This window comes from Nonomuraea salmonea, assembly GCF_042428605.1.
Lineage (GTDB): Bacteria > Actinomycetota > Actinomycetes > Streptosporangiales > Streptosporangiaceae > Nonomuraea > Nonomuraea salmonea.
Map to the genome: position 1 here is coordinate 319703 of NZ_JBHMCF010000034.1, position 12372 is coordinate 332074.

Below are 12372 nucleotides of genomic sequence, written 5' to 3' on the forward strand. Positions count from 1 at the left end.
ATGGAGGCGCGCATGCCCACTGTCGAAACCCTACGCGGCCCCGTCGATGTCAACACGATGGGTCAGACCCTGATGCACGACCACGTCTTCGTGCTGGCCACCGAGCACGTGGACAACTACGGCGCGGGCGCCTGGTGGGACGAGGAGACCAGGGTGGCGGACGCGGTCACCAAGCTGCGCGCGGTGGCGGCCAAGGGCGTGCGGACGATCGTCGACCCGACGGTGTGGGGGCTCGGCCGCTACATCCCGCGCGTCAAGCGCGTCGCCGACCAGGTGCCCGAGCTGAACATCATCGCCGCCACCGGCCTCTACTCCTACGACGAGGTGCCCCACCAGTACGAGCACCGCGGCCCCGGCCTGCTCATCGACTGCCCCGACCCGATGATCGACGACTTCGTGCGCGACCTGACCGAGGGCATCGCCGGCACCGGCGTCAAGGCGGCCTTCCTCAAGTGCGTGGTCGAGGCCAAAGGGCTCACGCCGGGCGTCGAGCGCATCTGCAAGGCCGTGGCCCAGGCCCACCTGCGCACGGGCGCGCCGATCACCGTGCACACCAACTCCTTCACCCAGAGCGGGCTGCTCGCGCTCGACCTGTTCGGCAAGGAGGGCGTCGACCTGACCAAGGTGGTCATCGGGCACGCCGGCGACAGCAACGACCTCGACTACCTCATGCGGCTCGCCGACACCGGCGCCGTGCTCGGCATGGACCGTTTCGGCCTCGACCTCTACAACCCGACCCCGCAGCGGGTGGCCACGGTCGCCGCGCTCGCCGCCCGCGGCTACACCGACCGCATGGTCCTCAGCCACGACACGGCCTGCTTCATGGATTACTTCGGCGGGCCCTGGGACGAGACCCGCGACGCGGTCGCGCCCAACTGGCGCTACGATCACATTCACGACGACGTCTTGGCCGCACTGCGGGACTCGGGTGTGACCGACGACCAGATTGAGCAGATGCTGGTGTTCAACCCGAAGCGCTACTTCTCATAGAGTGGTTGGGTCGGGAGAGCGACGCGGGTAGGTGGAACTGGGTGACTTCGGAGCAGGCCTTGTCGATAAGCCTCGGACTCCAAGGACCCTGCGTCATCGCACGGTTGACGGGGGACTTCGACTTCGGCTCCGCCGCCGAGGTCCGAGACCGCGTGACCAAGGCCCTCGATCTCACCCAGCCGCCGCTGCTCGTCATCGACATGCAGGCCGTGAGCGTCTGCGACTCCTCCGGCCTGTCGGTGCTGGTCTACCTGCACAAAGCGGTCACCGCCTCCGGCGGGCGGCTGCTGCTGTCCGGGCTCAACGGCCGGTGCAAGCACCTGTTCGCGATCACCGCGCTCGACAAGTTCTTCGATATCCGCAGCACGGCCGAGCTCGCCATCGCCGAACTCAACGAAGCAGGGAATTCGCCGCCGTTTACCGGGTAGTGCCCGTGCATGGCGGCAGAAGAGCCCGATCTGCTCGGCACGTACCTTGAGCAGATCGGCAAGACCCCCTTACTCTCCGCTGACGACGAGGTCGATCTCGCCCGGCGGATCGAGGCCGGCCTGTACGCGGGCCATCTCATCGAGCGCGGTTCGGGCACGCCCGAACTCGAACACATCGTCCTTGACGGGCGGCGCGCCAAGGAGAAGCTGATCAGGTCGAACCTGCGGCTGGTGGTGGCGGTCGCCAGGCGCTACTCCTACCGGGGGTTGCCGCTGCTCGACGTCATCCAGGAGGGCAACCTGGGGCTGATCAGGGCGGTGGAGAAGTTCGACTACCGGCGCGGCTTCAAGTTCTCCACGTACGGGATGTGGTGGATCAAGCAGGCCATCGAGCGCGGCATCCACGACAAGAGCCGCACCGTACGCCTGCCGTCCCACGTCGCCGAGGAGCTGTCGCGGCTGCTGCGCGTCGAGCGGCGCCTGGCCACTGAGCTGGGCAGGGAACCGACGGACGCCGAGCTGAGCGCGGCGGCGGAACGCACGCCCGCGCAGGTGGCCACGTTACGCCGGCTGGGCCAGGAGACCGTGAGCCTCGACCTGCCCGTCGGCGAGCACGGCGAGAGCAGGATCGGCGACATGATCGCCGACGAGGACGGGCTCGAGGTGCAGGAGCTGACCGAGCGCCGCGCACTCAGCGCCGAGCTGCGCCAGGTGGTCACGTCGCTGCCGCCGCGCGAGGCGTTCGTCATCAACCTGAGGTATGGGCTGAGCGGCGAGCAGGCCCAGAGCTACACCGCGATCGCCGCGCATCTGGGCCTGACCAGGGAACGCATCAGGCAGCTGGAGAAACAGGCGCTGAAGCGGCTCAGACAAGGAGGGCCGCTGCTGGCCTGGGCGTCGTGAAGCTCTCCTGAGCCTGCCTGGATCTACTGAGGGGACTCGCCGGGGGTTCAGGCGGTGACGAGGAGTGCCACCCCGATCAGCACCACGACCGGGACGAGCCACATCACGACCTCGGCGGCGAACTCCTTCATCATCGGGCAGGTCTCCATTCAGGTGAGGGCACGCGAAACGTCACTGCGCAGCATAGCCGTCCCGGGCGGCTGCCCGGTCCCCGGGCGTGCCCCCACCCTCCTGGTTCAGGCCGTGACCGCGCCGTCCGAGGCCGAGCGGACGGATGCGACGTACTTGGTCAGGACGCCGCGCTCGACCTCCCGCTCAGGCCGCCGCCACGCCGCCCTGCGCCGGGCCAGCTCGTCCTCCGGCACCAGCACGTCGAGCGTGCCGGCCGCGCTGTCGATCACCACCGGGTCGCCGTCCTGCACGAGCGCGATCGGCCCGCCGTGGTACGCCTCAGGCGCCACGTGCCCGATCACCAGGCCGTGCGAGACGCCGCTGAACCGGCCGTCGGTCACCAGCGCCACCGAGGTGCCGAGGCCCCGGCCGACCAGCGGACCGGTGATCGACAGCATCTCGCGCATGCCGGGGCCGCCCGCCGGGCCCTCGTACCTGACCACGATGACGTCGCCCGGCACGATGCGGCCCTCCTGGATCGCGACGTAGCAGTCGTTCTCCGAGTCGAACACCTTCGCCGGGCCCTCGTGCCGGAAGTCGTCCTTGCCGCCCAGCTTGAGCACCGCCCCGTCGGGCGCCAGCGAGCCGCGCAGGATGGCCAGCGCGCCGCGCTTCTTGAACGGCTCGTCCGCGCTCGCCACCACCCGCTGGCCCGGCGTCTCCACCGCGGCCTCGGCCACTTCGGGCAGCGTGCGGCCGTCCACCAGCGTGACGTTCTCACGCAGCAGCCCCGCCTCCAGCAGCCGGCGCACCACCAGCGACGTGCCGCCGGCCCGCCACAGGTCGAGCGCGGTCGCGTCGCCGCCGCTCGGCTTGAGCCCGGTGATGATCGGCACCTCGCGGCAGACCTCGCCGATGCGGTCGATCTCCAGCGGCAGCCCCGCCTCGCGGGCGATCGCCAGCAGGTGCAGCACCGCGTTCGTGGAGCCGCCCATGGCCGCCACCGAGACGATCGCGTTGTGCAGCGCGTCGGCGGTGAGCACCCGCGACGGGCGGGCGTCGCGGGCCAGCGCGTCCATGGCGATCTCGCCGATGCGGCGGGCCGCCGCGTTCTTCTCCTCCGCCACCGCCGGGATGTCGCCGATCCCGAACGGTGCGAGGCCCAGGAAGTCGGCGACCGCGCCCATGGTGTTGGCGGTGTACTGGGCGGCGCAGGTGCCCGCGCCGGGGCAGGCGTGCCTGGCCAGGTCGTCCAGGTCGGCCTGGTCGAGGCGGCCCACCTCGCGCTCGCCGAGCGCCTCCCACATGTCCTGGATCGTCACGTCACGTCCCCGCCAGCGGCCCGGCATCATGCTGCCGCTGTAGAGGACGACCGACGGCACGTCCAGCCTGGCCAGGGCCATGATCGCGGCCGGTACGGTCTTGTCGCAGCCCACGATGGCCACCAGCGCGTCGAACTGGTGGGCCCGCCCCATCAGCTCGATCGAGTCGGCGATCACCTCGCGGCTGATCAGCGACGTGCGCATGCCGGGCGTGTGCATGGTGAGGTTGTCGGAGACGGCGATCGTGTTGAACTCCATCGGCAGGCCACCCGCCGCGCGCACCCCCTCCGCCACGTGCTCGGCCAGGTCGCGATGGTTGAGGTTGCAGGGCATGGTGCCGGTCCAGGTGGAGGCGATGCCCACCACGGGGCGGCGCATCTCCTCCTCCGACAGGCCCATGGCGTACAGATGGGAGCGGGCCGGTGCGCGGTCGGGGTCGTCGGCGATGCTCAAGGGGTCTTCCTCCCAGGTACGGGTCGAGGCCCCTTTATGATCCAACGTCCCGTTCCCGTGCCGTCGCCCGGCCCCCTCACTGCTCGCGCATGCCCCACGGTGAGCCGTACGCGACCAGCAGATCCAGGAACGGGCGCGGCTCGAACGCCTCCGGCCCCAGCACGCCCGTGCCCTTCCAGACCCCCTCGGCCAGCAGCTCCAGGGCGATCACCGGGTTGACCGCGGTCTGCCAGACGACGGCCTGGCTGCCGTACTCGCGCATCGTCCACTGGTTGTCCACCACGTGGTACAGGTACACCTCGCGCGGCCGCCCGTCCTTGACGCCCTTGACCCACGTGCCCGCGCACGTCTTGCCGTGCATGCGCTCGCCCAGCCCGGCCGGGTCGGGCAGCACGGCGGCCACCACGTCGCGCGGCGACACCTCGACCGTGCCGTCCCCGGTGCGCACCTCGACCGGGTCCGTGCGGTCCACGCCGATCGCGTGCAGCGTCTTCAGCGCGCCGATGAACTCCTCGCCCAGGCCGTACTTGAACGTGACCCGCCGCGCCGGGATCCACCGCGGCACCAGCACGACCTCCTCGTGCTCGACGTTCACGCACTCCACGGGGCCGATCCCGTCGGGGAAGTCGAAGACCTCGGGCTCGCTGAACGGCTCGGTGGTGTACCAGCCGCGGTCCTTCTCGTAGATCAGCGGCGGGTTGAGGCACTCCTCGATCGTGGTCCAGATCGAGAACGACGGCGCGAACTCGTAGCCCTCGACGGTCAGGTTGCCGCCGTCCCTGATGCCGATCTCCTCGATCTCGTCGAACAGCTCGTCGGCGGCGTAGCGGGCGAACACGTCGGCCAGGCCCGGCTCCACCCCCATGCCCACCAGGGCCAGCCCGCCACGCTCGGTCCACGCGCCCGCCCTGGCGAACTGCTCGTCGCCCAGCTTGACGCCGACCTCCTCGTACGGGCGCTCTGGGTGCGGCCTGGACATCGACATCGCCATGTCGAGGTAATCGGCGCCCGCGGCGAGCGCGGCGTCGAACAGAGGCAGCACGAAACGCGGGTCGGTGGCGTTGAGCAGCACGTCGCAGCGGTGCTCGGCGAGCAGGTCGGTGACCGCGCGGGTGTCGGCGGCGTCGATCCTGGCCGGGGTGAACCTGGCGGCCGCGTCGCCGAGGGCGGCGACGGCGGCCTTGGCGCGGGGGAGGTCGTAGTCGGCGACCACCATGTGGTCGAAGAACGGGCGGCGGGCGGCGATCCGGGTGATGGCGGTGCCCACGCCGCCTGCTCCCACGAGAAGGATACGCATGACGAAAAATCCCCTTTTAGCAGCTTTTTGGGGGTGTGTCCGCTCATCCAACGCCCGTACGCTGAACAACGTCAATGGCGTTGGCATAAGGAGGGTGAGCTGGATGGCCAAGCGGGTGGTGCCTGAGACGGCGCGCCGGCGGCGGCGTCCCACCAAACAGGGCCAGGTGCTCACGCACGGCCTCATCGTCGAGACCGCGCTGCGCATGCTGCACGAGCACGGGGCCGCCGGACTCAGCGCGCGCCGGCTCGGGCTGGCGCTCGGCGCCGACGCGAGCACTATTTATCGATACTTCCGCGGCATGGACGACCTGGTGCTGGCGATCGCGGATGAGCTGTTCGGGCACGCCGTCAACCGGTTCGAGCCGACCGGTGACTGGCGGGGCGACCTGCGGGAGCTGGGGCTGCGCATCCACCACGCCTATCTGGCGCATCCGCAGGCGGCGCTGCTGACCGCGTCCCGGGTCACGGGGCGGCCCAACGAGGTGGCGGGGGACGAGATGATCCTGGGGATCCTGCGGGGGGCGGGGTTCGGGGATGAGGACGCGGTCCGGATTTATCACGCTTTCATTGACCAAAGCCTGGCGTTCTCCATCCTCGACGCCGCCACCCTGGCCCTGCCCCCGGCGGCCCGCGAGGCCGACGAGGAGGTCTGGCGCGACACGTACGCCCGCCTGCCCGCTACCACCCACCCCCACATCGCCGCCACCGCACCCCTGCTGGTGGCCCGCATGAACGACAGCGCCTACCCGACAGCGCTGGACATGCTGCTGTCCAGCGCGGAGGACCAGCTCACCCGCTCTTCCGGCGCAGTGGGTCAGCTCGCCCGCCCGCCCGCCCGGCGCGGCGAGGCCGGGATCCGGGTAGGCACTCCGGCATGCCGGAAGGACATCTGACCCACCGCCACGCCCGCGAACAGCACGCCGACCTGGGCGGGCGGGTCGTGCGCGCGGCCGGGCCGCAGGGGCGCTTCGACGCCGGGCCGTACGACGGGCGGGCGCTGCGGTCCGTTGAGGCGCTGGGCAAGCACCTGCTCTACCACTTCGACGGCGCCCCGGCCGTCCACGTGCACCTCGGCATGCGCGGCATCTTCCTGCGCTACCCCGACCCCGGCACACCGCCCCGGGCGGGCACCCGGCTGCGGCTGGCCACGGACGACGTCGCGTACGACCTCATCGCCCCCTCCACCTGCGAGCAGCTCGACGCGGACGGCGTCGCCGCGCTGCGCGCCTCACTCGGCCCCGACCCGCTGCGCGACGACGCCCCGGAGGAGGAGGCGGTACGCCGGCTGCGGGCGTTCCGCGGGCCGGTCGGCGCGGCCGTGCTCGACCAGAAGGTGTGGGCGGGCGTCGGCAACGCGTGGCGGGCGGAGCTGCTGTTCCTGACCGGGCTGCATCCCGGGGCCCGCGACCTCGACGCCGCCACGGCCGGGCGGCTGTGGGAGGCGGCACGGACGTACATGGCCCTGGGGCGCGACGCGGGGCAGGTGGTGAGCGACCCGGCGGCGCCCGACGAGCGCTGGGTCTACAAGCGCGAGCACTGCCGCCGCTGCGGCGCCGCCGTCCTGACCTGGCAGCTCGCCTCCCGGACCGCGTACGCCTGTCCTGTGGACCAGCCCGGGTAACCTGGAAGTGAGATGACAATCACGATCAGTAACTCTTTGCTGGATATCCGCCGCATATACCTCGAACCGGCCGCAGCAGAGCTGCCGCGAGGGCAGGAGATCCTCGCCCGCTTCCCCGGGGCCGAGCTGATCGAGGTCGAAAGCCACCACCGCATCCCCGAGCTGTACGGCGACGAGACCAACGTCAGCCGCTGGGTGCGCATCAAGACCGAGTCGCTCGTGCTCGGCATCAAGAAGTCGCTCACCGCCCGGCCCAACGGCCGCTCGTCCGACTTCATCGCGCCGTCCACCGCCAACGGCTGCGCCATGGCCTGCGCCTACTGCTACGTGCCGCGCCGCAAGGGCTACAGCAACCCCATCACCGTCTTCGCCAACATCGACAAGATCCTCGGCTACCTCGAGCGCCACGCCGGGCGGCAGGGCGTCAAACCCGAGCCCGACCAGGTCGACCCGCGCGACTGGGTCTACGACATCGGCGAGAACTCCGACTGCTCGGTCGACGCCACCATCTCCGGCAACGTGCGCGACCTGGTGGACCTCTTCGGGCGGCTGCCCAACGCCAAGGCCAGCTTCGCCACCAAGTACGTCAACCGCGACCTGCTCTCCTGGGACCCGCGCGGCGGCACCCGGGTGCGGTTCAGCCTCATGCCGGCGGCCGACTCGAAGCTGCTCGACATCCGTACCTCGCCCGTCGCCGACCGGATCGAGGCCATCAACGACTTCGTGGCCGCCGGGTACGAGGTGCACGTCAACTTCAGCCCTGTCGTCGTACGCGAGGGGTGGCTCGACGACTGGGCCGAACTCCTCACCCACCTCGACGACGCCCTCAGCCCCGAGGCCCGCGCCCAGCTCGCCGCCGAGATCATCTTCCTGACCCACAACGACCGCCTGCACGAGGTCAACCTGGGCTGGCACCCGAAGGCCGAGGAAGTGCTGTGGCGCCCGGACCTCCAGCAGCCGAAACGCTCCCAGACGGGCGGCTGGAACGTCCGCTACCGCACCGGCCACAAGGGCCGCTACGTCGCAGCCCTCACCGACCTCATCAGCGCCCGCCTGCCTTATTGCAATATCCGCTACGCCTTCTGACCGCCCACGCCGCCCTGTCGGCCTTCTGACGTCCTGTCGGCCTTCTGAGTGCCCACGCCGTCCTGTCGGCCTTCTGACCGCCCACACCCTTCAGCCGACCTTTTGATTGCCCACATTGTCCTGTCATGCAAGGACCGTTCGTCTGATGGGCTAACCCTCACGGGCGGCCAGAGCGAGGCGCTTGTTGAGTGAGGCGAGAGACTCGTCCGCCATGAGAGCCGGCAGGCGCGGAGCATCGTGGTCGATCTGCCGCAATACGGCCGGGTGGCCGCCCTGACGCATCGTCCAGGCCCGCACCACCTCGGGCATCGCCTCGACCGCCGCGTCGGACAGGATGGCCTCCCGAGGCAGCCACTGCGTCAGGAACTGCGACACCCGCGCCGGACTCCACCACAACGTCCGCTCGCCGACGAACTCCATCAACACCTCGAACGCCTCCCGCGCGCCGGGCCCCACCGGCATCGGCCCAGGCTCTCCCGTCGCTCCAGCCGAGCCGGTGGTTTCGGCGGGTGCCGCCGTCTCAGTGATGCCGGCCGTTCCGGCAGTCGAACCCGTTTCAGAGCCGGACACATCATGCTGCGGGCCGGCAGCCGATCCGGTATCGCGAAGGCGCGCCCCTTCCAGTACGGTGCGGGCCCGCGTGATCGCGAACGGCCGTACCTCCGGCAGGGTGTCGGCCACCTGCGCCCCCATGACGCGGTCGGTGAGCGCGAACGCATCCAGCATCCTGGCCGCCACGCTCTCGGGAGGCGTCGGCCGCAGATCCAGCTCGTCGAGGAACTTCGCCTCCTCCACCAGCGCGTCCACCGCCAGGCCGCCGCTGGGCTGGTCGATGCCGACGACGAGGATGTGCGGCTCCTTGCCGTTGTCGTACCGGAACGACAGCACCGCCAGCACCTGCTCGCCGTAGGGGTCGGCCTTCCCGTACCAGCCGCCCTCGCACTGAACCTGCCCCATCCGCCGCACCCACCCGGCCAAGGTGTCGGCCACCCCACGCCCAGCCACCGCGAACAGCCCACTCACGCCCGAAGCGCCCTCAGCACCTCCAGCGGTATCCACGGAGCCATCACCCTCAGCACCTCCGGCGGAATCGACGGAGCCATCACCCTCAGCATCAGAAGACACCGAGCCCTCGGCCTCGTCGCCGGGCGAAGTCGCGCCCTCGCCCTCGTCACCCCAGGCAGGGGCGTCGGTAGGGCGGTTGACTGCGGCGAGAGCAGCCAGAGCAAGACGAGCCTCCATCCCACCGTCCTCGGCCGCCTGCCCCAGAAACTCCTCCACCTGCCCCGACCCCTCCAGCCCGGCCGTGAGCCTGGCCGCCCAAAGCTCGGTACGCAACGGAGAGCGCCACCTGAGCAGGTCGCGAGCCTGGGTGATCGCCGTATCGAACGCAGTGCTGCTCACCCTTAGACCGTATCGCCACGCGCCTTCCCACCAGCCCGCCCAGCCCCACGTTCGCCACCAGCCGAGAGACCCGAGCGCGGGCACGAGCGTGGGTGTGGGTTGGGGCTGGTCAGGGGATGCATGGTGGCGGTCCCGGCCGGAGCGTGGGCTTGGGGCGGGACCGCCGTTTCGTGGTCAGCGGGAGTCGCCGCCGAGGCCGGCCTTTCTCAAAGCTTCGGCCATGGCGCCCGTCGGGGCCGGGCGGTCCTGGCGGCGCTGGCCGCCGCGGCCTCCGTCGCCGCGCCCGCGTCCGCCGCCGTTGCCGCCCTGGCCGCGCCCGCCCTGCCCGCCTTGTCCGCCCTGTCCGCGGCCTCCGTCGCCGCGTCCGCCCTCGCCACGTGGGCCCTGGCCGCGTCCGCCATCTCCGCGGCCACCTTCACCGCGGCCGCTGTCGCCACGTCCGTTGTCACCGCGTCCGTTGTCACCGCGTCCGCCGTTGCCGCGGCCGCCCTCGCCCCGTCCGCCGGCGCCGCGAGATCCGTCGCCGCGGCCGCCTTCGCCGCGGGATCCGTCGCGGGAGCCCTGGCGGCCGGCGCCCCTGCGGGGGGTGTCGGTGCCCTCCTGCGTGGTCTCGTCTTCGAGGCGCAAGGTCAGGGAGATGCGCTTACGGGGGATGTCGACCCCCAGGACCTTGACGCGGACGATGTCGCCCGGCTTGACGACGTCGCGCGGGTCGGAGACGAACGTGCGGGACATGGCCGAGACGTGGACGAGGCCGTCCTGGTGGACGCCGACGTCGACGAACGCGCCGAACGCCGCCACGTTGGTGACCACGCCCTCAAGGATCATGCCGGCCGTCAGGTCGGACAGCTTTTCGACGCCCTCCTTGAAGGTGGCCGTCTTGAAGGCGGGACGCGGGTCGCGGCCGGGCTTTTCCAGCTCGCGCAGGATGTCGGTGACGGTCGGCAGGCCGAAGGTGTCGTCGGTGAACGCGCGCGGGTCGAGCGAGCGCAGCGCCGCCGTGTTGCCGATCAGCGACTTGAGGTCGGTCTTGGCCGAGGTCAGGATGCGGCGCACCACCGGGTAGGACTCGGGGTGCACGGCGGAGACGTCGAGCGGGTCGTCGCCGCCCCTGATGCGCAGGAAGCCCGCGCACTGCTCGAACGCCTTGGGCCCGAGCCGCGGCACGCTCTTGAGCGCGGAGCGGGTGCGGAAGGGGCCGTTGGCGTCGCGATGGCGCACGATGCTCTCGGCGAGCGTGGCGCCGATGCCGGACACGCGGGTGAGCAGCGGGGGCGAGGCGGTGTTGACGTCGACGCCGACCGCGTTGACGCAGTCTTCGACGACGGCGTCGAGCGAGCGGGACAGCTTGGACTCGGCGAGGTCGTGCTGGTATTGGCCGACCCCGATGGACTTGGGGTCGATCTTGACCAGCTCGGCCAGCGGGTCCTGCAGCCGCCGCGCGATGGAGACAGCGCCGCGCAGCGACACGTCGAGCTCGGGCAGCTCCTGCGAGGCGTAGGGGGAGGCGGAGTAGACGGACGCGCCGGCCTCGGACACGACGATCTTGGTGAGCCCCGGCATGTGCTTGACCAGCTCGCCGGCCAGCTTGTCGGTCTCGCGGGAGGCCGTGCCGTTGCCGATGGCGATCAGCTCGACGCCGTGGCGCTGGGCGAGCGCGCCGAGCACCGCCAGCGACTGGTCCCACTGCCGCTTGGGCTCGTGGGGGTAGATGGTGGCGGTGTCGACGACCTTGCCGGTGGCGTCGACGACCGCGACCTTGACGCCGGTGCGCAGGCCGGGGTCGAGCCCCATGGTGGGCCGCGCGCCGGCCGGCGCGGCGAGCAGCAGGTCGCGCAGGTTGGCGGCGAAGACCCGCACCGCTTCGTCCTCGGCGGCCTGCCACAGCCGCATGCGCAGGTCGATGCCCAGGTGGACGAGGATGCGGGTGCGCCACGCCCAGCGCACGGTCTCACCCAGCCACTTGTCGGCCGGGCGCCCCTGGTCGGAGATGCCGAACCTGGCGGCGACGCGCATCTCGTAGTCGGGGCTGTCGTCGGGCTCGAGCGTGACGGAGAGGATCTCCTCCTTCTCGCCCCTGAACATGGCGAGGATGCGGTGGGAGGGCAGCTTGGGGAACGGCTCGCCGAAGTCGAAGTAGTCGGCGAACTTGGCCCCCGCCGCCTCCTTGCCCTCGCGGACCTTCGACACCAGCCGGCCGCGGGTCCACAGCTGCTCGCGCAGGCCGCCGATGAGGTCGGCGTCTTCCGCGAAGCGCTCGATGAGGATGGCCCGCGCGCCTTCGAGCGCCGCGCTCGCGTCGGCGACGCCCTCGGTGACGAAGCTCTCGGCGGTGGCGGCGGGGTCGAGCGAGGGGGCGGCGAGCAGCTTGTCGGCCAGCGGCTCGAGCCCCAGCTCGCGGGCGATCTGCGCCTTGGTGCGCCGCTTGGGCTTGTAGGGCAGGTAGATGTCCTCGAGCCTGGCCTTGGTCTCGGCCGCCATGATCTGCTCGCGCAGCTCGTCGTCGAGCTTGCCCTGGGACTCGATGGACTCCAGGATCGCCGTCCTGCGCTCCTCGAGCTCGCGCAGGTAGCGCAGCCGCTCCTCCAGCGTGCGCAGCTGCGCGTCGTCGAGAGCGCCGGTGGCCTCTTTGCGGTATCGCGCGATGAACGGCACGGTCGCGCCGCCGTCGAGCAGCTCGACGGCCGCCTGCACCTGGCCGTCGCGCACGCCGAGCTCTGCGGCGATCCGCTGGTGAATAGAGAGCACTTGCCTG

General features: G+C 71.2%; 10 protein-coding genes. 6 read left to right on the forward strand and 4 right to left on the reverse strand.

Annotated features, from left to right (window positions below; translation table 11 throughout):
• The first annotated feature begins 12 nt into the window (after positions 1-12).
• Genes ACFFR3_RS29320 through ACFFR3_RS29330 form a run of 3 tightly spaced genes read left to right on the forward strand, consistent with a single transcriptional unit; the run spans position 13 to position 2321 of the window.
• Entirely contained in the window at positions 13-990 is a 978-nt protein-coding gene (locus ACFFR3_RS29320) for a phosphotriesterase family protein (RefSeq protein ID WP_345388731.1), read from the forward strand.
• A gap of 41 nt (positions 991-1031) precedes the next feature.
• Positions 1032-1418 (forward strand): STAS domain-containing protein, encoded by a 387-nt coding sequence (locus ACFFR3_RS29325; protein WP_169789150.1) that lies wholly within the window; start codon positions 1032-1034, stop codon positions 1416-1418.
• Between the two features lie 9 nt (positions 1419-1427).
• Entirely contained in the window at positions 1428-2321 is an 894-nt protein-coding gene (locus ACFFR3_RS29330; protein WP_364370229.1) for a sigma-70 family RNA polymerase sigma factor, read from the forward strand.
• 236 nt (positions 2322-2557) lie between these two features.
• Here ACFFR3_RS29330 and ilvD read toward each other — a convergent pair whose 3' ends face one another.
• Positions 2558-4207 carry a dihydroxy-acid dehydratase gene (ilvD, locus tag ACFFR3_RS29335; protein WP_364370232.1) on the reverse strand — a complete coding sequence of 550 codons (1650 nt, stop codon included), beginning with the start codon at positions 4205-4207 and terminating at the stop codon, positions 2558-2560.
• Positions 4208-4283: 76 nt separating this feature from the next.
• Complete coding sequence (locus ACFFR3_RS29340; RefSeq protein ID WP_364370235.1) at positions 4284-5504, reverse strand: saccharopine dehydrogenase family protein; 1221 nt, start codon at positions 5502-5504, stop codon at positions 4284-4286.
• Positions 5505-5607: 103 nt separating this feature from the next.
• On the opposite strand from ACFFR3_RS29340, the gene ACFFR3_RS29345 reads away from it, so the two are divergent.
• Genes ACFFR3_RS29345 through ACFFR3_RS29355 form a run of 3 tightly spaced genes read left to right on the forward strand, consistent with a single transcriptional unit; the run spans position 5608 to position 8213 of the window.
• Positions 5608-6399 (forward strand): TetR/AcrR family transcriptional regulator, encoded by a 792-nt coding sequence (locus tag ACFFR3_RS29345; RefSeq protein ID WP_379484184.1) that lies wholly within the window; start codon positions 5608-5610, stop codon positions 6397-6399.
• Positions 6381-7127 (forward strand): DNA-formamidopyrimidine glycosylase family protein, encoded by a 747-nt coding sequence (locus ACFFR3_RS29350; protein WP_345388714.1) that lies wholly within the window; start codon positions 6381-6383, stop codon positions 7125-7127. Before ACFFR3_RS29345 ends, ACFFR3_RS29350 begins: the two co-directional genes overlap by 19 nt.
• Positions 7128-7163: 36 nt before the next feature.
• Positions 7164-8213 carry a spore photoproduct lyase family protein gene (locus tag ACFFR3_RS29355; protein WP_345388712.1) on the forward strand — a complete coding sequence of 350 codons (1050 nt, stop codon included), beginning with the start codon at positions 7164-7166 and terminating at the stop codon, positions 8211-8213.
• 150 nt (positions 8214-8363) lie between these two features.
• On the opposite strand, the gene ACFFR3_RS29360 is transcribed toward ACFFR3_RS29355, so the two are convergent.
• Together ACFFR3_RS29360 and ACFFR3_RS29365 are read right to left on the reverse strand one after the other, a co-directional pair.
• Entirely contained in the window at positions 8364-9617 is a 1254-nt protein-coding gene (locus ACFFR3_RS29360) for a hypothetical protein (RefSeq protein ID WP_379484185.1), read from the reverse strand.
• A 174-nt stretch (positions 9618-9791) separates the two neighbouring features.
• Positions 9792-12365 carry a Tex family protein gene (locus tag ACFFR3_RS29365; RefSeq protein ID WP_379484186.1) on the reverse strand — a complete coding sequence of 858 codons (2574 nt, stop codon included), beginning with the start codon at positions 12363-12365 and terminating at the stop codon, positions 9792-9794.
• Positions 12366-12372 lie beyond the last annotated feature (7 nt).

What these genes read in the sequence shown, in the direction of transcription:
- ACFFR3_RS29320 (WP_345388731.1), top strand. Translation starts at nt 13, where the DNA reads ATGCCCACTGTCGAAACCCTACGCGGCCCCGTCGATGTCAACACGATG.
- ACFFR3_RS29330 (WP_364370229.1), top strand. Translation starts at nt 1,428, where the DNA reads ATGGCGGCAGAAGAGCCCGATCTGCTCGGCACGTACCTTGAGCAGATC.
- ACFFR3_RS29340 (WP_364370235.1), bottom strand. Translation starts at nt 5,504, where the DNA reads ATGCGTATCCTTCTCGTGGGAGCAGGCGGCGTGGGCACCGCCATCACC.
- ACFFR3_RS29345 (WP_379484184.1), top strand. Translation starts at nt 5,608, where the DNA reads ATGGCCAAGCGGGTGGTGCCTGAGACGGCGCGCCGGCGGCGGCGTCCC.
- ACFFR3_RS29350 (WP_345388714.1), top strand. Translation starts at nt 6,381, where the DNA reads ATGCCGGAAGGACATCTGACCCACCGCCACGCCCGCGAACAGCACGCC.